The sequence below is a fragment of the Aeromonas sp. 1HA1 genome (genome assembly GCF_029237385.1).
In the GTDB taxonomy this organism is placed as follows: domain Bacteria; phylum Pseudomonadota; class Gammaproteobacteria; order Enterobacterales; family Aeromonadaceae; genus Aeromonas; species Aeromonas popoffii.
Genome location: NZ_JAACGC010000024.1, coordinates 1 through 20,393 on the forward strand (window position 1 = coordinate 1; position 20,393 = coordinate 20,393).

Genomic DNA, 20,393 nt, shown 5'->3' on the forward strand with positions numbered 1-20,393 from the left:
CGGCCGCACGATGAAGAGCAAAAGTTAGCATGATCGTTACCATGTTCGGGAGTCACATAGGAGATCAGATCCTGGAAATCGGGAAAAGTGCCAATCAGTTCACAATATTTGTGTATAAGAGTCAGGGTATGTCGTCGTCGTAATATTGCGCCTCGACCACAGACGTTAATCATCTCCTGGCAGAGATGACGCATATTTATCCAGCAAGCTGTTCCACTTTCCAGACTATTTCTACTGCCATGTAAGCCAACGATTTCCGACATATGCCGGCGACTGGGTGGATGTTAATCTGGTGGCAAACTATCTGGCCAAGAGCAGCCTGAATGAAATAGACGCCATTGGTCTGCCAGCGGAGACGTTTTTCATTTAAGACCCATTTATCCCTGTCGTTTTAATTACAGACGGCAAACCAAGCGAGAAAAAACCATGATCCCCATTCGCTGTAAAGCCGTCTCCGGTGTCGCCCTCTCAACGATGGATGGCGAAACAAAGCTGCTGGTGATGAAACGCGTAAAGGGCGGTTTCTGGTGCCATGTGGCTGGCACGATTGAGGCGGGGGAAACCGGCTGGCAGACCATTATTCGCGAGTTTGGCGAAGAGACGGGTATCACGGTTTGCGAGTTATACACAGCCCATTATCTGGAACAATTTTACGAAAGCGCTTCAAATACGGTGGAGGTAGTGCCGGTCTTTGTGGTCTATTGCCCGCCCAATCAGGTGGTCACCCTCAACGACGAGCACACCGAATATCGCTGGTGCACCTTGGCCGAGGCCAAGGGACTGGTGAGTTTTCCCGGCCAGCAGGCGCTCTATGACCATGTCTGGCACTATTTTGTCGAGCGCAGTCCCTCGGCGCTGATGCGAGTAGCGACAGAAGCCTGAAAATGCAGGTTCTCTCAACGCAGGTGGTGCCGCTTGCGCCACCGCAAGGGGGATTAACGGGCTGCCAGGCCCCAGAGACCCAATATATAGTGCGCCACCATGACGGGTGACGCTGGCATGTATCAGACTCGCTCATGGTTGGATATTTCCCCGATCGAGTCGTCATTTAGCCGTCAACATGGGGATTTCAAGGCGTACGATCCCATTAAATTGAAATATCGGGCCATTAGACGTTGTGAAGCGTCAATTACCGTCATATAACTTAGCCAAATGTTCCAGTCATTCACGGTAGCGTCAAAACATGATTATTCGTCCTTTTCTTACCCTGCTGCTCGGTGCCTTCCTCGTTCCCGTCAGCATGGAGAGCGCCCAAGCCAATCCGTTTACGGCCACATCCCACTCCCCCAAACGCTTTCTGGAACCGCGCAACGATCTTGCCCTGAGTTCGGCTGCCTTCGTGGTGGCCAATCCACGCACCGGCGAGGTGCTGTCAGAGCGCAATGCCAATCGGGTGATGCCCATCGCCTCCATCACCAAACTGATGACGGCGCTGGTGGTGCTCGATGCCAATCAGCGCCTCTCCGAAATGCTGACCGTCACCATGGCCGATGTGGATCGTCTCAAGGGAACAGGGTCGCGGCTGGCGGTAGGATCGCGTCTGAGCCGGGCCGACATGCTGCACATCGCCCTGATGTCGTCGGAAAACCGCGCGGCCTCCGCGCTGGCCAGACATTACCCGGGGGGCCAGCGCGCCTTTGTCGAGGCGATGAATGCCAAGGCCCGCATGCTCGGCATGTGGAACACCCAGTTCGCTGACAGCACGGGGCTCACCCCTCGCAACGTCTCCAGCGCCCATGATCTGGCCAAACTGGTGGCGGCTGCCTCTGCCTACCCACTCATTCGCCAGTACTCTTCCACCGAGGAGCGCATGGTGCGCAACGGCAAGCGCCAATTGCACTACCTCAACTCCAACCGCCTGGTGCGTGAAGGCAGCTGGCCTGTCACCCTCTCCAAGACGGGTTACATTCGCGAGGCGGGGCGCTGCCTGGTGATGGCAACCCAGATAAACCGCGAGCCGGTGATCCTGGTGCTGCTCAATGCCGATACCCCCAACTCCCGGGTGGCGGATGCCAAACGGATCAAATCCTGGCTGGAGACCTCCGGCCGCATGAGCCTGACTGCCCAATCCCGCCCCCAGCCCAAGCTGTTCAGCAGCCAGTAATCTGCTTCAGACGCTCACGGTAAAAAGCCCCCGCACCTGTCGTGCGGGGGCTTTGTTATTGATGCCGTGCCAATACCCCGGTTTACACCGTCGGAGCGTTAGACCGGCTTGAGCCGCGCGGTGAAATGACGCAGCAACGGCGGCTCGTAGTCGAAGGTAAGACCGCGGATCTCGCTGGCACGCGCCTTCACCGCGATCAGGCAGTCGGCCACATAGTCCATGTGATCCCGGGTATAGACCCGGCGCGGAATGGTGAGGCGCAGCAGCTCAAAGTCCGCCGCCTCCTGCTTGCCGGTGGCTGGATCGCGCCCCAGCAGCAGGGAGCCGATCTCCACCCCACGCACGCCCCCTTCCAGATAGAGCGCACAGGCAAGCGCATGGGCCGGGAACTGCTCGGCCGGAATATGGGGCAGCAGTTTTTTGGCGTCCACAAACACCGCATGACCGCCAGTGGGTGTCTGAATGGGAATGCCCGCCTCGGCCAGCCGCTCGCCGAGATAGGCCACCTGACCGATGCGATAGGTCAGATACTCCTCATCCATCCCCTCGCGCAGACCGATGGCGAGCGCCGCCATGTCCCGCCCGGCGAGGCCGCCATAGGTGACAAACCCCTCCATCGCCACACAGCGCACCTGCACTGCACGAAACAGGTCGAGATCCTCCTTGAAACAGCAAAGACCACCGATATTGACCAGCCCGTCCTTCTTGGCCGACATGGTGAACATGTCCCCCAGGGCAAACATCTGGCGCACTATCTCCCCGATGCCTGTCTTGGCGTAAGCCGGGTCGCGCGCCTTGATAAACCAGGCGTTCTCGGCGAAACGGGCGGCATCGATCACCACCGGAATATGGTGGCGGCGGGCCAACTCGGCCACGGCTTCCATATTGGCCATGGAGACCGGCTGCCCCCCTGCGCTGTTGCAGGTGACCGTGATGATGACACCAGCCACGTTGTCGGCACCCAGAGTTTCGATGGTGTCGGCCAGGCGTGCCAGATCGACATCCCCCTTCCAGGCATAAGGGGCCGTGGTATCGAGGGCTTGCGGGGTGAGCAGGTTGATGGCCCGCGCCCCCGCCAACTCCACATGGGCCTTGGTAGTGTCGAAGTGGTAGTTGGAGATAAAGACCGGCGCCTTTCCCTGGCAGCGTTTGACCAGCTCGGGGAAGAGGATCTGCTCTGCCCCGCGTCCCTGGTGGGTGGGGATCACATGCTGATAACCAAAGATCTCGCGCACTGTGCGCTCCAGTTCAACGAAGTTGCGGCTGCCCGCATAGGCCTCATCCCCCATCATGATGCCAGCCCACTGGCGATCCGACATGGCACCTGTGCCGCTGTCGGTCAGCAGGTCGATGTAAACATCCTCTGCCAGCAGCAGAAAGGGGTTCCAGCCTGCGGCCTCGAGGGCGGTGCGGCGCTCGGCGCCTGTGGTCTGCTTGATGGGCTCGACCATCTTGATACGAAACGGTTCGGGTATACGACGCATGATCTTCTCCTTGCACCAGCCGCGCGAACGCCTGGCGACAGTCACCAATATGAAATGAAAACAAGTGGGGTTAACGCAGGGAGATCAGCGGCGAGGGAAGTCGCACACCAGCACTATATCTTGCAGATACCAGGGCAGTGTGTGGGGACTGGCGGTGGGCCAGCCTGATGGGACGTCAGCAGTTCGAGTCATCACATCCTTTCCTGTGGTGGTCTAACACGAGCAAGCCAGTAAAACGCACATGCACCATGCAATGCGCTGACCACTCTAGGCAGAAGCCACATGGGGCGACAAGCGACACGCATCACCGTTGCGAACGGGCGCACAAATTTAACAATCCCGTTACCTTGGCCGCATAGACGATCATGGGGTGAATGCGGAACCAGCCAGCCCAGGCCCCCATCAACGCATCCTGCTGCAGTCATAAACATCGCATTATTGTGATAAATCATCATTATCAGCTGGCAATAAATGTTAATGTGGTGATAAATCATATTTTCAAACGGGTGGATTTGCCGATCACGCTACCGGTGATAACGTGTGGCCTGTGCGCTGGGTCCCTCTCTTTGTCCGCTCGCGACAAACGCAGTAACGGGAGCGGGCCAGCCCTCATAAAAACAGCAGGATCGGCCGGTGGCGCCTGCATAACGACAAGGATGGTGTGATGAAGATAGTGGTGTTGGGTGGTGGCGTGATTGGCGTAGCCAGCGCCTGGTATCTGGCCAAGGCAGGTCATCAGGTGACCCTGCTGGAACGGCAGGACGGAGTGGCGCTGGAGACCAGCCATGCCAATGCCGGTCAGATCTCTCCCGGTTACGCGGCGCCCTGGGCGGCGCCCGGCATTCCCCTCAAGGCCGCCAAGTGGCTGCTGCAAAAACACGCCCCCTTCACGGTGCGCCCTACATCGGATCCATTTCAGCTGCGCTGGATGCTGAAGATGTTCGCCAACTGCACTCCGACTGCCTATGCCATCAACAAGGGGCGCATGGTGCGCCTTGCCGAATACAGCCGTGACTGCATGAAGGGGCTGCGTGATGAGCTGGCCCTGGATTACGAGGGACGCCAGCTCGGCACCCTGCAGCTGTTTCGAAGCCAGGCCCAGCTTGATGCCAGCAAACGGGATATCGAGGTGCTGGAAGAGTATGGCGTGCCCTACCAGTCATTGGATGCCAGCGGTTGTGAGGAGGTGGAGCCTGCGCTGGCGCGGGTACGCGGCAAGATAGTGGGCGGCCTGCGCCTGCCGGGTGATGAAACCGGCGATTGCTTCCGCTTCACCAAGGCACTGGCCGCCGAGGCGCAAAAACTCGGGGTGGAATTTGTCTTCAACTGCGCTATCGACGAGATTGAACTGGCGCAGGGGCGCGCCGTAGCGGTGCGGGCCGGTGAGCAGCGTTTCAAGGCCGATGCCATCGTCTGTGCGCTGGGCAGCTATGCCACCGGCTTCCTGCGCCCGCTTGGGCTCGATCTGCCAGTCTACCCGGTCAAGGGCTACTCCCTCACCCTGCCGATGGCCAACCGCGATGCGGCGCCACGCAGTACAGTGCTGGATGAAACCTACAAGGTCGCCATCACCCGCTTCGATGATCGGATCCGGGTCGGCGGTATGGCGGAGCTGTCGGGTTTCAACCTGGCGCTCAACCCTAAACGCTACGACACCCTGGCCATGGTGGTGGGGGATCTCTTCCCTGAGGGGGGGGACATACAGCAGGCCGAGTTCTGGACCGGGCTGCGACCTATGACGCCAGACGGTACCCCGCTGGTGGGCCCAAGCCCTGTGCCTGGGCTCTGGCTCAACACAGGCCACGGCACCCTGGGCTGGACCATGGCGGCAGGGTCGGGCCAGCTGTTGGCGGATCTCATCAGCGGCAACACGCCCACCATCAGCGATAAAGGGCTGACCCTGGCCCGCTACGGCTGAGACTGAGGCTGCCACAAGGCCTGATCCTGCAGCAAGGCCTGCCGATCCTGGCGACTGCTGCCGAGCAGCTCACCGTACTGCTCCAGGGCAAGATCGCCCTGGCGGGTCGCGATGCACTCGCTCGGCTGGGGAACGGCGCCGCGGTAGCCTGTTGCAGAGAAAGGCCAGCGTCACTGCCACGGCAGAGGCCAGCGCGCAGGCAAGCGGCTCACACAAACATGGCGTCCGGTCCGCCGGCCGCCCTGTTTGTGTTTTTCATCAACAAAGTGATGTCCGGATGCACACTGTTGCATCCAAAATGTGACGCAGCAGAAAGTTCTCACAATGGGTAACGACCCCTTTTTTCTCTTCTCTTAATGCTTTCTTAAGACTTGCCGTGTACCTTTGATGTCAATTTCATCAACATAGCCACTCATCATGAGCACCATCAGAGACGCCCTGCGTCGCTTCGACGGCCAGCGCCGTTGCTGGACGACCGGGCTGGAGCGGGCAGCCCTCGCCTGGCTTGCCAAACGGGGCAGGCTACCAGCCTCAAGCCAGCCTGCCCAACGGATCCTCATCATTCGCAGCACGAACCACATAGGCAACAATCTGTTCTTGCTGCCCTTTTTGCAAAAGGTACGCAGTACCCACCCCAACGCCGACATCGAGCTGGTGTGCAGCGGTGGCCAACTGCTCCCCTTTCTGGCCGATCTGAAACTGCAACAGGTGCATCAGGTCAGATTGCAGGGTAAGCAGCTGATCGCGGCCCTGCCCGTGCTGTGGCGCCTGGGTCGCCAACAGTATGACCAGGTTTATGTCCCGTTCGCCTCCAGCACGGATCACCTCATCGCCGCCTGGGTACGCGCCAGCGAGAAGCTGGGTTTTGAGGAAGCCAGGGGGGATGTGCTGTTCGATCGGCCGATCGCCTCCAACGACCAGTGCCACTATGCCCACCAGCCGCTGCAACTGCTCGGCCTGCACGCAAGCCTCGCCGATCAGATTGAACTGGGCAGTATGCTGCACACCGCCTGCCCACACTTGACGGCGTTGATACAGAGCCACCCGGGCCGGCCCCTTATCGGCTTTTTCACCGGCGCCCGCAAGGGCAAGGGGCTCTCCCTCCCCCAATGGCAGCGGCTGCTCGGGGATCTGCGCCGCCAACGCCCGGATGCCCTGCTGATCCAGTTCAATGATCCGGCCGATCCCCTGCCTCTGCTGGGCGACATGCCGGTCTCCCTGCGCAACTTGAGCGAATTGGCCCGCTTCGCCAGCGGCCTCGCCCTCTTTGTCAGCTGCGACACTGGCCCGCTCCATCTGGCCGCCGCCAGCGGCGTGCCTTGCCTGGGCCTCTTTACCCAGACAGATCCCGAGCGCTACGGCTGCCTCGGGGCCCAGCACCGCAACCTGGTCGTCAACGATCGCAACGCCATTCCCCTCGATCCCCACTGGCTGGCCGAGACCCTGGCACGTGCGCAAACACTCAGAGAGCGGCAACCCGCCCTCTCCAATGCGCAATACCAGAGCCCATCCCAGGCCCCCCAGCTGGTGGCACACTGACCACGATGACGCAGCCACAAAGAGGGCGGCCTTGGCCGCCCTCTTTGTTTTAACAAGCCGTGATCCGGCGCCAGGGGGCAACAGCCTACCGATAACGCGCCTCGATGCGAGCCAGCTCGCCACTCTGACGCAGCCTGACCAGGACGCGGGAGAACTCGGGCGCCCGGCGCTGAAAAGGAGATGTATGGGCGATGCAGAGGGTGAGCGGGGTCAATCCCAGCTGAAGCGGCACCTCTATGATGCGCTCCGTCAACCCCAGCTGGCGAAGCTTGAAGTTGGCCACGATGGGATCCGTGATCATCACATCCCCCCGACCGGCAGAGAGCATCTTGAAGACGTTGTCCACGTTCATGGTCAGATGGGCCTTGAATCCCACCAGATTCTCCTTGCCCCAGCCATTGCCTATGTAGTCGAGGATGGTGAACGTCTTGAGATCCGCCAGGGTGCGAGCCTGATTGAGCCGCGCCAGCTGGGGGTGCCCCGCCTGGGTGAACAGGGTCAGGGTAGAGAAGGCGACCGGCTCTTCCACCACCTGGGTGTAGTCCCCCCGCGCCCGGGTAGGCACAGCGACAAAGCCATCGGCCTGGCCGGCCCACACCAGTTTCTGGGCCCGCAGCCAAGGGTACCCCTGATGAGTGACGCGGATGCCGAGCTCGGCCGCGACCCTGTCCATCACATCCACCATGATGCCCCGCATCTTGCCTTGCTCGTCACGCCAGGAGTAGGGGGCAAAATCATCGAAATAGACCATGTTGAGCGAGGGGACAGGAGCAGCCAGGGGGCAACTGGCCAGCAACAGCGCCCATAGACAACCGATCCAGACACCTGTTTTCATCATTTCCTGCCCCGCCCACATCACCCAGCCCTGAGCCTAACGCACGCGCCCGCACAAAAACAGAGGGAAGGCATGCGCCTTCCCTCTTTCATTATGTCCGTACTCTGTCGTGCTTTACTGCTGTGTTGCCAGCATGACTGCCGAGCTAAGCCAGCTCGGCCCGCAGCGCCCGGGTGGCTTCCACCATCACGGTGAGGGCGGCGGTGGTCTCTTCCCAGCCGCGGGTCTTGAGGCCGCAATCCGGGTTGACCCAGAGCCGCTCGGCCGGGATCTGTTTGGCCGCCTTGCGCAGCAACCCCTCAATCCAGCTCTGGCTCGGCACGTTCGGCGAGTGGATGTCATACACGCCCGGCCCGATTTCATTGGGATAGTTGAAGCGTTCGAACGCTTCGAGCAGCTGCATCTGGCTGCGACTGGTCTCTATGGTGATGACGTCCGCATCCAACGCTGCCACCGCCTCTATGATGAGGTTGAAGTCGCTATAACACATGTGGGTGTGGATCTGGGTGCTGTCCACCACAGGGCTCGCGCTCAGACGGAAGGCGCGCACCGCCCAGTCCAGATACGCCTGGTGATCCTGCTTGCGCAGGGGCAAGCCTTCGCGGATCGCCGGTTCGTCGATCTGGATGATCTTGATGCCGGCAGCTTCGAGATCCGCCACCTCGTCGCGAATGGCCAAGCCAATTTGCAGGGCGGACTGCTCGCGGCTCACATCTTCGCGCGGGAAGGACCAGCAGAGGATAGTCACTGGGCCCGTCAGCATCCCCTTCACCGGCTTGTCGGTCAGGCTCTGGGCAAACCGGGTCCACTCGAGTGTCATGGGGGTCGGGCGGTCGATATCGCGGGTGATCACCGGCGGCTTGACGCAGCGGGAGCCATAGCTCTGCACCCAGCCGAAGCGAGTGATGGCAAAACCGTCCAGCAGTTCACCGAAATACTCCACCATGTCGTTGCGCTCGGCCTCGCCGTGCACCAGCACGTCCAACCCGATGGCCTCCTGGCGCTCGATCGCATCCTTTATCTGGGCCTGGATACCCGCCTCGTAGGCGCTATCGTCGATGCGACCGGCCCGCCACTCCTGACGCAGCACCCGAATTTCCGAGGTCTGCGGGAAGGAGCCAATGGTGGTGGTCGGCAACAGCGGCAGCTTGAGATCATGGCGCTGGGCCTGCGCTCGCACCGGATAGGCACTCTGGCGGTCGAAATCACTGTTGGTCAGGCTGGCAAGGCGCGACTGTACCGCTTTCTTGTGTACCCGGCTGTCGGACTCCCGCGCCACGATAGGCTGACTGTAGGCGGTGATCTTGTCCAGAGCTCCGCCATCGAGATAGTCGGAGAGCAGCCCCAGCTCATAGCACTTTTGCAGGGCGAAGGCGAACCAGCTGCGGGTCTGGGTGTCCAGCTCGTGCTCCAGGGTGAGATCCACCGGGCTATGCAACAGGGAGCAGGAAGAGGCCACCCAGAGCCGCTCGCCCAGCTTCTCTTTCAATGCTTTCAGCGTCGGCGCCAGCTTGGCCAGATTGGCACGCCAGACGTTGCGGCCATTGATCACCCCGGCAGAGATGACCCACTGGGCCGGCAGGTGCGGGACCAGCGTCTCAAGCTGCTCGGGTGCCGCCACCAGATCCAGGTGCAGGCCATCCACCTTGAGGCTGGTGATGATGTCGCGCTGATGGGCAACCGAGCCGAAATAGGTGGTGAGCAGCAGCTTGCAGGGACCGCTCAGGCGCTCATAGGCATTGAGATAGGCCAACCGCCACTCGTCCGGCAAGTCCAGCGCCAGCACCGGCTCATCGATCTGCACCCACTCCACGCCTTGTGCAGCCAGCTTGGCCAGGATCTCCTGGTAGACGATAAGCAGACGGTCGAGCAGTTCGAGGCGCGAAAAGCCGCTCTCTTTCTCCTTGCCAAGCCACAGATAAGAGACGGGCCCCAGCAACACAGCCTTGACTGGCAGTCCCAGCGCCTTGGCCTCTTCCACTTCGTCAAACAGCTGGCTCCAGCCCAGCTTGAAGCGCTGGTCGCGGCTGAACTCGGGCACCAGGTAGTGATAGTTGGTGTTGAACCACTTGGTCATCTCGGCGGCAGCGGCAGCCGGGCCGGTCGGCGCACGGCCACGGGCCACCCGGAACAGGGTATCGAGATCGGTGTCACCGTGGCGGTGACGGGCAGGCACTGCGTCCACCAGCAAGCTGGTGCCGAGCACTTGATCGTACCAGGCAAAATCCCCCACCGGCAGCAGGTTGACCCCGGCGGTGCGTTGGGCCTGCCAGTGACGCTCACGCAGGCTCTTGCCGGTGGCGATAAGTTCTGCCTGAGTGGTCTCGCCACGCCAGTAAGATTCGAGGGCAAATTTCAGCTCGCGCTTGGCGCCGATACGGGGGAAGCCCAGGGTGTGTGCTCGTGTCATAGGTCCAATTCCTTATGCTCATTCATCTGATGGGAAACTGGATGATTTGGCCATCCAGATGTTTACACATCCAAAATGACAAGATAAGGTGGCGTTGGCTATTGAATCCTTTTCAACAGCCTCTCAAAAAATCCGCGATTGATGCAACAAGGAGCCATGTTATGGCAGTGCCAAGCAATGCAGGTCTGGAAATCAAGCACTTGAGAACCCTGACCGCGCTGGCCGAGCAGGGGTCGCTGGCCGGTGCCGCGCTGATTCTCAACCTCACCCAGTCAGCCCTCTCCCATCAGCTCAAAGAGCTGGAGACCCGCCTCAATCTGGAGCTCTACCTGCGCAAGAGCCGCCCCCTGGTGCTGACGGCGGCAGGCCAGCTGCTGCTGAGTCTGGCCCGCCAGGTGTTGCCCGCGCTATCCCAGACCGAGAAGCAACTGCACGCCCTGCAGAGCGGCGATGCGGGCAGGCTGCATCTGGCGCTCGATTGCCACAGCTGCATCCAGTGGCTGCTGCCGCTCTTGCCCGACTTTCGCCGCCAGTGGCCGGGGGTGGATCTGGAAGTGGAGTCGGTGCCCGGCTTTGATGCCATTAATGCCCTGCTCGGCGGTCAGCTCGACTTGCTGCTCACCTCGGACGTGCAGGCCCGCGGCGATCTCCACTTCGAACCGCTGTTTGCCTTCGACCTCAACTTGGTGATGGCGCCGGATCACCCCCTCTGCCACCAGAGCCGCATCGAGCCGAGCGACCTTGGGCCAGAGGTGCTGCTGGTCTACCCGGTGGAGCGCAGCCGCATGGATATCTTCAGCCGCTTTTTGCAACCCGCCGGGGTGGAGCCCGCCCGCTGCAAGCTGGTGGACAATACCTCCGTCATGCTGCAGATGGCCGCCGCCGGGCTCGGGGTCGCCGCCCTGCCGCGCTGGGCCAGCGAGGAGTTTGTGCGGCAGGGCTTGCTCGAAGCCAGGCCGCTGGGGGGCGGAGTCCGCCGTCATATGTATGGCGCTGTGCGGGCCGCCGACAAGGATCAAGCCTGCCTGCAGAGCCTGTTCGAGCGCATTCGCAGCAAAATGGGTGAGCAAAAAGAGGCGTAAAAACACCGCCGATGGGGCAATACAGGTCAGTTAAGGGTCTTGTCATCGAGGGTCATCGTCAGCCCTGTCTCGTGCAAGAAGGCCCGCTGCAACTGCCAGCACGGCCAGCCGCTTTGCTCGGCCAGCGGAAGCAGATCCCCGTGGGGGGAGTCGAGCACCCGCTCAAAGCGGGTGAAATGGGCGCTGGGCCAGGGGATACGAGGAAGAAGATCGGTGTCATTGAGGGTCGGGAACGCGACCAGCAGAGGGGCATGCCCGCCCAAGTGGCCACATTCAACATAGCCGCCCCCCATGCCTTCAACAAAGCCGTCAAGCCAGGTTGTCAACCTGTCACAAAAGTAACGCATTTGCCTGTCAGATTGTTTTAAAACAAATATATCAATTAGCCTGAAAAGCCCATAAAGTCCTCGTTCGAATCTTTTTCAGGGAGAGCAAAGATGAAAAAAATTGCCTTGATCACCGGAGCCCGTGGCGGCATAGGATCTGCTATCACCACCGCCTTGCTGGCCCAGGACTATCGCATCATTGCCACCCACTCCAGCGGCAACGGTGCAGCGGCCCACGACTGGTATGGGGAGCAGGGTTATCGACCGGATCAGGTGCGGCTACTGCCACTGGATGTGACAGACACCGCCATGTGTCGCACAACACTGGGTCACCTGTTGCAGGACGAGGGCCGGGTGGACGTGCTGGTCAACAACGCCGGCATCACCCGGGATGGCGCCTTCAAGCGCATGACACCTGAGCAGTGGCTCGAGGTGATCCAGACCAACCTGTGCAGCCTCTACAACGTGACCCAGCCGTTGTTCGACGCCATGTGCGAGCAGCGCGATGCCCGCATCATCAACATCTCCTCGGTCAACGGCCAGAAGGGGCAGTTCGGTCAGGTCAACTACTCGGCAGCCAAGGCGGGCATGCTGGGCTTCACCAAGGCGCTGGCGGCGGAGGGAGCCCGCTTCGGGGTCACGGTCAACGCCATCGCTCCCGGTTACACCGCCACCCCCATGGTGGAGGCGATCCGCAGCGATATCCTCGACAGCATCAAGGCCGATATTCCCATGCACCGCCTCGCCAAGCCGGAGGAGATCGCCGCCGCCGTGGCCTTTCTCGCCAGTGAGGCGGGCGCCTATATCACGGGGGAAACCCTGTCTATCAACGGCGGCCTCTATATGAAATAGCGCCGGGATCAATGCAAGCGACAGAGGGCAGCCAACAGGCTGCCCTCTGCTTTTAGCAAGTCAAGACAAGATGGCGCGCCCCCTGTCAGTCACCCGGCTCAGGGGCGCGCCGGCACGGCCCCCAACGGCTCGGCGAAGTGGCTGCGCAGGGCCGTGATCACTCGTCGCACCTTCTCCGGGATCTCCCGCTGGGGAGTAATAGCGTGGATCTCCATAGGCGGCACCCGAAAGCCCGGCAGCAGCTCCAACAGCCGACCCTGGGCGAGATCCTCGGCGATTTCCCCCTCAGGTTGCAGCGAGACCCCCTGCCCCACCAGCGTGAACTGGCGCAGCGGCAAGACGTTGTTGCACACCACTCTGGGCTTGGGTTTGACCTTGTGGCCCTGCCCCTTGTCGTCGAAGAAGGTCAGGCCCCCGCTCAGCATGTCCGCCGCTAGCCAGTCGTGTTCCAGCAGATCTGCCGGGCTACGCGGTGTCCCCTTGCGTGCCAGATAGGCGGGTGAGGCACAGAGCAGCATCCGGGTCTGGCCCAGCTTGCGCGCCACCAGGGTGGAGTCGGACAGGGTGCCGACCCGCAGCGCCACGTCAATGCGCTCGGCGATGAGATCCCGCTTCTCGTCGTCTGCGATGATCTGGATGCACAGGCCGGGATGGGCCTGCAACAGCGGCGACAAGGCCCGCGCCAGCGGCTGGCCCGCCATCCCCACGGGCGCCGTGATCCGCACCTCGCCGAGCAGGCTGTCGCGTACCTCGGAAAGGCGCAACTCGGTCTGGTTCAACGTCTGTTGCAACGACTGGCATCCCTGCCACACCACTTCCCCCGCCTCGGTCAGGTTGAGACGACGGGTGGAGCGGTGCAGCAGGGGTAGGCCAAGCAGGCTCTCCAGCTGGCTGATATGCTGGCTGACGGCGGAGGGAGTCATGCCCAGGGCCTTGGCGGCGCCCGTCATGCTGCCCGCCTCCACCACGGCGGCGAAGATGGCGTAACGTTTGAGCTGTTCCATTGTTAAATCCAGCTTACAAGTGAATCAATTTTATAGTCGATTATTAAATCACATTCGACGGCGTAGGATAGCCTCATTCCAACAGTGAAGGAGAATCCCTCATGAAAATTGCCCTGATCGGTGCCAGCGGTTTTGTCGGTACAGCCATCCTCAATGAAGCCGTCAGCCGCGGCTATCACGTCACCGCCATCGTCCGCGATGTCAGCAAAGTCGCTGCCCACCCGCAGGTCACCGCCGTGGCGGTAGATGCCCAGAACCCACAGGCACTGGCCGAGGTGCTCAAGGGGCACGACCGGGTGATCAGCGCCTACAACCCGGGCTGGAGTGCACCGGACAGCTACGACCAGTACCTCAAAGGCGCCAAGGCCATAGTCGCGGCAGCCAAAGCAGCACACAGCTGGTTGCTGGTGGTCGGTGGTGCCGGCAGTCTGGAAATCGCCCCCGGCGTACAGCTGGTGGATACCCCGGACTTTCCGGCCGAGTGGAAGCAGGGCGCCCTGGCGGCCCGCGACTGTCTCACCGCCCTGCGCCATGAAACCACCCTCGACTGGCGTTTCGTCTCCCCGCCCGTGTTCCTCGAACCCGGCGACAAGCGCGGTGGCTATCACCTCGGTGGCGATCAGGTGCTGTTCAGCGGCGACAAACCTGCCGGGATCTCAGTCGGCGATCTGGCCGATGGCGTGCTGAACGAGGTGGAAAAAGCGGCCCACCTGCGCCAGCGCTTTACCCTGGGCTACTGAGTAGGCAACGCGGGGAGCAGGCCTTTGCCTGATCCCCGCTCAACGCACATAACAAGCAGGGAGGCATCAGCCTCCCTGCTTGCTTCCCGTCCCCGATAGCCCGGCCCACTCCCGCCAGTGACCGCTATGCCAGCCAGACGCGTGTTCTCGCAATAGCCGGATGCCCGCTGCGCTGGTGGGACTGTCGGTACCAGGCCCCATAGACCGCTCAATAAACACCCACTCGAACGAGTGTCGAATTCTATTTCGATTTTTGTATATAACTAAGAATAATTTGTTGTTTCCGTCTTATAACGCCGAACAGTAGCATCACCCTCAATCCAAATGGCGCCATCTTTACCGATCGGCCCGGTGGCTCACCACCGATCGACGCGCTGTCGTTTTTGCACTGAGTGGCCGGAAAACAGCCCGGCGCTCAGAGAATGAGGAGGTGCACATGGCACATTCACCACTGCCGATCATCGATCTCGCCGCACTCGAAGGCGCCCCTGACACTCGTCGCCAGATGCTGGCCCAGGTTGGCCGAGCGGCCCGCGAAATTGGCTTTTTTTATCTGACAGGCCATGGCCTGAGCGAGGCGCAGCAGACAGAGACCCTGGCGCTGGCGGCCCGCTTTTTCGCCCTGCCAGAGCCGGAAAAACGTGCGGTGCAGATGGTGCTCTCTCCCCATTTTCGCGGTTACAACCGGGTGGGTGCCGAGCTCACCCGCCAGCGGCCGGACCGGCGCGAGCAGTTCGACATTATGAATGAAGCCAGTGCGCTCGATGCAGACCATATCCACTCCCCCTGGCAGCGGCTGATAGGTCCCAACCAGTGGCCCGCCGCCCTGCCCGAGATGAAAACGCAGTTGCTGGCCTGGCAGAAACGGATGAGCGACATCACCCTCACCCTGCTCGCCGCCTTTGCCGAGGTGCTGGAACAGCCGGTCGGGGTGTTCGAGGGGAGCATTCACGGCGCTCCCTACCAGCACATGAAGCTGATCCACTACCCGGGGCAAGAGGCGGGCGGCAGCAGTCAGGGGGTCGGCGCCCACAAGGATCCCGGCTACCTGACCCTGGTGATGCAGGACCATCACTCCGGGCTGGAAGTGGAGACTGCCACCGGCTGGATCCCGGTCCCGCCCCTGCCGGGTGCCCTGGTGGTCAACATCGGCGAGTTGCTGGAGCTTGCCTCCAACGGCTATCTCAAGGCGACCCTGCACCGGGTGGTGAGCCCGCCGCCCGGGGTATCACGCCTCTCCTGCGCCTTCTTTATGGCGGCGCGGCTCGATGCCACCGTGCCCCTGCTCACCCTCTCCCCCGAGCTGGCGGCGCAGGCACAAGGGCCCGAGAGCGACCCCGCCAACCCGCTCTTTTATCAGGTGGGGGAGAACGTGCTCAAAGGGCGGCTGCGCTCCCACCCCGATGTGGCAGCGCGCCACTATATGACCGCCGCGGCTTCAGCCAACCAGCAGCCGGCAAGCGGGCAGACGACAAACAGCGAGCGGCGCCAACCGCAGCCAGCCTGACGCTGCCACACCGATTAGACGTGGGATGCCGCAGCGTCCCGCCATCCAGATGACACAAGCAGTTAAGCCACAAGCCTGGCAATGACGGAGTAATAGAATGAAATTCAAAACCATGAGCGTGCACAGCGGCCAACGGATCGATCCCCAGACCGGCGCCCTCACCACCCCGATCTATCAGAGCAGCACCTTCAGCTACTTCAATGCCCAGACGGGCAAGGATCGTTTCGCAGGTCAGGCCCCCGGCTTTATCTACAGCCGCTTTGGCAACCCCACCACCGCCGAGCTGGAGCAGAAACTGGCCGCCCTTGAGGGCGCCGACGAAGCGCTGGTGGTGGCGAGCGGCATGGCAGCGGTCAGCGCCATCATGTATGCCCTGGCCGACTGCGGCGATGAGGTGGCCTATATCGGCCCGCTCTACGGCGGCACAGATGCGTTTCTCAAGCAGACCTTCAGCCGCGCTGGCATCACAGTCACCGCCTACGAGAGCGATCAGGATCTGCTGGCCAACATTCGCCCCGCCACCAAGGTGGTACTGTTCGAAACCCTGACCAACCCGACCCTCAAGGTGGTGGATCCGCGAGTAGTGGTCGAGGCGGCCCGCAAGGTGGGCGCCATCAGCGTGTGTGACAACACCTTCCTCACCCCCTATCTGCTGCGTCCGCTGGAGCTTGGCATCGATATCGTGATGCACAGCGGCACCAAGTATCTGGGTGGCCACGGCGACATCATCGCCGGGGTAGTGGCTGGCTCCCACGCGCTGATGAAATCTATCCGCACCGTGGCCCTCAAGCATATCGGCTCCCCCATAGGCCCGCAGGAGGCCTACCTGCTGCAGCGCGGGGTCAAGACCCTGCCGCTGCGCATGGATGCCCACCTGCACAACGCGCAGAAAGTGGCCGAGTTCCTGGCCGCCCACCCGGCGGTGAAGAAGGTGATCTACCCGGGCCTCGTCAGCCACCCGGGCCACGATGCCCTCGGCGCCTTCGCCAGTGGCTTTGGCGGCATGGTGAGCATAGAGCTGGAAGGCGGCTTTGCCCGCTGTGCCACCCTGCTCGACAACCTGCAGCTGTTCGTGCAGGCGGTGAGTTTGGGCGATCTCGAGAGCCTGGCCTGCCATCCTGCCAGCACCACCCACGCCGCCATGGACGAGGCGAGCCGTCTCGCCGCCGGAGTGAATGACGATCTCATCCGCTTCAGCATCGGGGTAGAAGATGCCGACGATCTGATCGCCGATCTGGCGGCGGCGCTGGCCATCGCCTGATGCCCTAGCCCCTTTCACGGCTTAAAAAAACAGCCCGCCCCCTGCAAATGGGGCGGGCTGTTGATATCAGCACCGAAACACACTCTCATCAAGGGGCGGCAGAGAGCCGCTGCACCGGCCAACCCAGGGTGGCGAGCGCGGGAGCCAGCACCTTGGCATCCCCCACCACCAGGATCACCATGTCATCGGGATCGAGCCAGCGGCGGGCCAAGTCTCGCAAGGTGAGTGTCGACAGCTGGCTGACTGTCCGTACCCGTTGCTCCACATAATCCTGCGGCCACTGCGCCAGCAAGATGGGCAGCATGTACTCCACCTCCTGCGGCAGCGTCTCGTAGTCCAGCGCCTGACGGTTGAGCACACCTTCACGCAGGGTACGCACGCTGCTTTGCAGCAGAAAATAACCCGCCTGACTGTTGCCACTGAAGGCGGTATCGATGAAGTAGGTGTATCCCAGCTCTTCACGCAGGCGGATATGCAGCCGATCCGCCAGGGAGGCATTCATCAACCCGGCCAGGAACTGCTCACCAAACCCGTCGTTCGCCATGGCGCGGCGCCCCATGCGAACAAGGCTCTGGCTGGTGCCGTGATTATCCAGCAGATAGATGGCCCGTTTGGCCTGCTGGCCGGTAAAGCCGAGGGGCCGCAGGCTGGGCGACTGCCCCTCTGGCTCAACCAGAAAAGAGAGTGCACTCACCACCTTCTCCTGCGCCAGATCCCCGCTCACCACCACCTTGGCCTCCCCGCTGCGATAGACAGACCGATAGAAGGCGCGCACATCATCCAGGGTCAGAGATTGCCACTGTGCCTGTGGATCCGGCACCCTGGCCAAACCGTCGATCAACGCATGAAACTGCTGATCGGCCTGCCACTGGGGCTCTCGCACTTGCTGCTTCAACCATTGCTGGGTCTGGAGCTTGAGGCGCTGGAAATCTGCCGGTCGCAAGGCCGGCTGCAACAACAACTCCCGTACCAGCGCCAGCGTCTCATCAAAGTGGGAGGTCATCCCCTGCACCGTGATCTGGCTGTAGCCTGCCTCATAGCCAAAACTGAGGATGGCGCCCAGCTGACGCGCCCGCTCCTCAATGGCGGCAGCCTGCCACTGCTCACTGCCCTGGGAAAGCATGCCGGCGGTCAGATCAACCAGTCCGGCCTTGCCCTCTGGCTCGGCCCGAGACCCACCAGGCCAGTTGATGCGCATGACAAAAGCGGGCACCTCATCGCTGTAGTGACCGAGCAAGGAGACCCGCCCCCCCAGGCTGGCTTGCCACAAGGTGGGCAGTGGCACGGGCAACGCCCCGCCACTGGCCGGTTCCTGACGCCGGTCCAGGGTCTCCTTGACTGGGCGTGAGTGCAAGAGAGGCCCTACCTGGGTACGCGGCAAGGGGGGCGGTTCGACAAAATTGACCGGACCGGCCTGCCACGCTTGATGCGCCTCGGGCACCACGCTCAGCACCACCCGTGGTTTGTGCAGTACATAGTGGTCCAGGACCCGTTTTACCTCGGCGGGTGTCACCCGCGCCATCCGTTCGAGATAGCGATGCAGGTAATTGGGCTCCTGAAACAGGCTGTGGCCCGTGCCCAATAATTCCGCCTTACCGGCCATACTGTCCAGCGACCAAATCTGGTTGGCACGCAAGGCATTGGCAGAGTGCTCGAGCCGGGCCCTGGGGACGCCCTCCTGGGCCAGTCTGGCAATGACACCGTCAATCTCGCGCTTGATGGGTTCAAGCTCGGCGCCCTGATCCAGATTCGGAATCGCCTGGATCACCAGCATGCAGGCGAGCACGCCGCACTCATGACGGGCAGACACGAACACCAGCTTGCCACTCTGTTGCAACTGTTGTTGCAGCAGGCCACTGGCGGAGCCCCCCAGTTGATCGGCCAGCAGATCGAGGGCTTCAAAACCCGGGTCCTGTGCCGACACGGTCGGATAGGCCAGCACCAGCATGGGGTCCTGTACCTGGGCTGTCAGGGTACGATACCGACTCTTTTTCAGCGCCACAGGCCGGGGCACAGAGCGAGCCTGACCGGGGGCTGGCGACAAGGCGCCGAAGTAGCGTTCGACCCAGGCCAGGGTTTGCGCCGGCTGAATATCTCCGCCGATCACCAGAGTGGCATTATTGGGGCCATACCAGCGCAGGAAAAACTGGCGCACGTCCTCCAGGGTGAGGCGATCCAGATCCGCCATCCTGCCAAACGGCGTGTTGAAATAGGGGTGATTGGGTGGATAGAGGGTACGGTTCAACACCTCCAGCACCCGGCCATAGGCAAGCGTGTCGACCAGGTCGGCTCGCTCGTTCCTGACCACGTCACGCTTGGCGTCAAACGTTTGCTGATAGAGCGCATCCAGCAGAAACCCCATGCGATCCGACTCCAGCCAGAGCACTTTCTCCAGCTGATTGGCCGGCACCGTCTGGTAATAGCGAGTTTGATCCCGTGTCGTCAGCCCGTTGATGTCACGCCCCCCCACCTGCTGCAGCAGACGGATATGCCCCTCCTCCCGCACATGGGCAGAGCCCTGAAACATCATGTGTTCGAACAAATGCGCCATGCCGGACTGACCTGGCACCTCTTGCGCAAGCCCGACCCGATAATTCACTTCCACATGCACCAGCAGATCCGAGTGATCCTGCGTCAGGATCACCGTCAGACCGTTATCCAGCCGATATTGCTGATAAGGCACGATCAGCGGATTGGCTTCTCTCTTCTGCTCCTTGATCAGCACGGGGCCAGCCAGGGCAACACCACAGAATAAATACAATAGACTCCACGTGACTCTCATGTGTTTCCCAATTCTCAAGCCTGAACATTATTATTGTTTTCTGTTGTTGCACTTACGTCATATTCACGCCAATTCGCCAGCCGCCCCATCATTCATCTCTATTCGTATGGTGATATGAACCATGCTGGCAGGCCAGAATGCTGGCGACACATCGTCAGGTGACTGAACCTTATATCAATATTTGCCCGCCATGGGTGCCATGCCTGCACACGGGCAGCACACAGGGCCAAGGCCGCCAAGTGTAATCAATCGGGGCCTTGAGGGATATCTTGCGGGCATTTTCATTTGTAACAAGCGATGAGATGATCAGAGAAAAGCATTCAGCATGGCCACCACAAGCCTTATTTCCAACGTGGGTTAATTACCCTGTTTCAAGGTGTTAAAAGGCGCACATGCATGCATTCATCACTGGGGTAACTATTTACTGTTGAGTCAGGAGAAAATAAGCAACCGGAAATGAATAATATCAATTCGATAAATAACGAGACAATTTCTCTGCATGAGCACGGTCAGAGTGACTCTGCTATTGCACCAGAAAGCCCACACTCT

15 protein-coding genes are annotated in these 20,393 nt (G+C 61.3%); 9 read left to right on the forward strand and 6 right to left on the reverse strand.

From position 1 onward, the window contains the following. Nucleotides 1-426 precede the first annotated feature (426 nt). Together GWQ22_RS09715 and pbpG are read left to right on the forward strand one after the other, a co-directional pair. Complete coding sequence (locus GWQ22_RS09715; RefSeq protein WP_042039329.1) at nt 427-882, forward strand: NUDIX domain-containing protein; 456 nt, start codon at nt 427-429, stop codon at nt 880-882. A gap of 301 nt (nt 883-1,183) precedes the next feature. Then, complete coding sequence (pbpG, locus tag GWQ22_RS09720) at nt 1,184-2,104, forward strand: D-alanyl-D-alanine endopeptidase (RefSeq protein ID WP_108537741.1); 921 nt, start codon at nt 1,184-1,186, stop codon at nt 2,102-2,104. A 98-nt stretch (nt 2,105-2,202) separates the two neighbouring features. On the opposite strand, the gene GWQ22_RS09725 is transcribed toward pbpG, so the two are convergent. Then, a complete protein-coding gene (locus GWQ22_RS09725; RefSeq protein WP_212513721.1) occupies nt 2,203-3,588 on the reverse strand; it encodes a tryptophanase in 1,386 nt (461 codons plus the stop codon). Between the two features lie 640 nt (nt 3,589-4,228). On the opposite strand from GWQ22_RS09725, the gene GWQ22_RS09730 reads away from it, so the two are divergent. Next, nucleotides 4,229-5,506 (forward strand): D-amino acid dehydrogenase, encoded by a 1,278-nt coding sequence (locus tag GWQ22_RS09730; protein WP_345893634.1) that lies wholly within the window; start codon nt 4,229-4,231, stop codon nt 5,504-5,506. Between the two features lie 417 nt (nt 5,507-5,923). After that, nucleotides 5,924-7,045 (forward strand): glycosyltransferase family 9 protein, encoded by a 1,122-nt coding sequence (locus GWQ22_RS09735; protein ID WP_275930166.1) that lies wholly within the window; start codon nt 5,924-5,926, stop codon nt 7,043-7,045. An 85-nt stretch (nt 7,046-7,130) separates the two neighbouring features. Here GWQ22_RS09735 and GWQ22_RS09740 read toward each other — a convergent pair whose 3' ends face one another. After that, entirely contained in the window at nt 7,131-7,796 is a 666-nt protein-coding gene (locus GWQ22_RS09740; protein WP_275930186.1) for a transporter substrate-binding domain-containing protein, read from the reverse strand. Between the two features lie 229 nt (nt 7,797-8,025). Next, nucleotides 8,026-10,290, reverse strand: coding sequence for a 5-methyltetrahydropteroyltriglutamate--homocysteine S-methyltransferase (gene metE / locus GWQ22_RS09745; protein ID WP_275930167.1), 2,265 nt, complete (start codon nt 10,288-10,290; stop codon nt 8,026-8,028). Between the two features lie 161 nt (nt 10,291-10,451). Between metE and GWQ22_RS09750 the strand changes: the two genes are divergently transcribed. Beyond that, on the forward strand, nt 10,452-11,372 hold the full coding sequence (locus GWQ22_RS09750; RefSeq protein ID WP_212513725.1) for a LysR substrate-binding domain-containing protein: 921 nt from the start codon (nt 10,452-10,454) through the stop codon (nt 11,370-11,372). Nucleotides 11,373-11,398: 26 nt separating this feature from the next. Here the strand turns inward: GWQ22_RS09750 and GWQ22_RS09755 are convergent, their stop codons facing one another. Then, entirely contained in the window at nt 11,399-11,698 is a 300-nt protein-coding gene (locus GWQ22_RS09755; protein WP_275930168.1) for a hypothetical protein, read from the reverse strand. Between the two features lie 111 nt (nt 11,699-11,809). Between GWQ22_RS09755 and GWQ22_RS09760 the strand changes: the two genes are divergently transcribed. Next, nucleotides 11,810-12,550 carry an SDR family oxidoreductase gene (locus tag GWQ22_RS09760; protein ID WP_275930169.1) on the forward strand — a complete coding sequence of 247 codons (741 nt, stop codon included), beginning with the start codon at nt 11,810-11,812 and terminating at the stop codon, nt 12,548-12,550. A 98-nt stretch (nt 12,551-12,648) separates the two neighbouring features. Here GWQ22_RS09760 and GWQ22_RS09765 read toward each other — a convergent pair whose 3' ends face one another. After that, nucleotides 12,649-13,554, reverse strand: coding sequence for a LysR family transcriptional regulator (locus GWQ22_RS09765; RefSeq protein ID WP_042039338.1), 906 nt, complete (start codon nt 13,552-13,554; stop codon nt 12,649-12,651). A 101-nt stretch (nt 13,555-13,655) separates the two neighbouring features. On the opposite strand from GWQ22_RS09765, the gene GWQ22_RS09770 reads away from it, so the two are divergent. From GWQ22_RS09770 to GWQ22_RS09780, 3 genes are all read left to right on the forward strand, one after another. Next, nucleotides 13,656-14,294: an NAD(P)-dependent oxidoreductase gene (locus tag GWQ22_RS09770; protein ID WP_275930170.1), complete on the forward strand. Its 639-nt coding sequence runs from the start codon at nt 13,656-13,658 to the stop codon at nt 14,292-14,294. 436 nt (nt 14,295-14,730) lie between these two features. Next, a complete protein-coding gene (locus tag GWQ22_RS09775) occupies nt 14,731-15,801 on the forward strand; it encodes a 2-oxoglutarate and iron-dependent oxygenase domain-containing protein (RefSeq protein WP_275930171.1) in 1,071 nt (356 codons plus the stop codon). Nucleotides 15,802-15,898: 97 nt separating this feature from the next. Then, entirely contained in the window at nt 15,899-17,062 is a 1,164-nt protein-coding gene (locus GWQ22_RS09780; RefSeq protein ID WP_275930172.1) for a PLP-dependent aspartate aminotransferase family protein, read from the forward strand. Between the two features lie 88 nt (nt 17,063-17,150). Here the strand turns inward: GWQ22_RS09780 and GWQ22_RS09785 are convergent, their stop codons facing one another. Next, a complete protein-coding gene (locus tag GWQ22_RS09785; RefSeq protein ID WP_275930173.1) occupies nt 17,151-19,844 on the reverse strand; it encodes a pitrilysin family protein in 2,694 nt (897 codons plus the stop codon). Nucleotides 19,845-20,393: the final 549 nt, after the last annotated feature.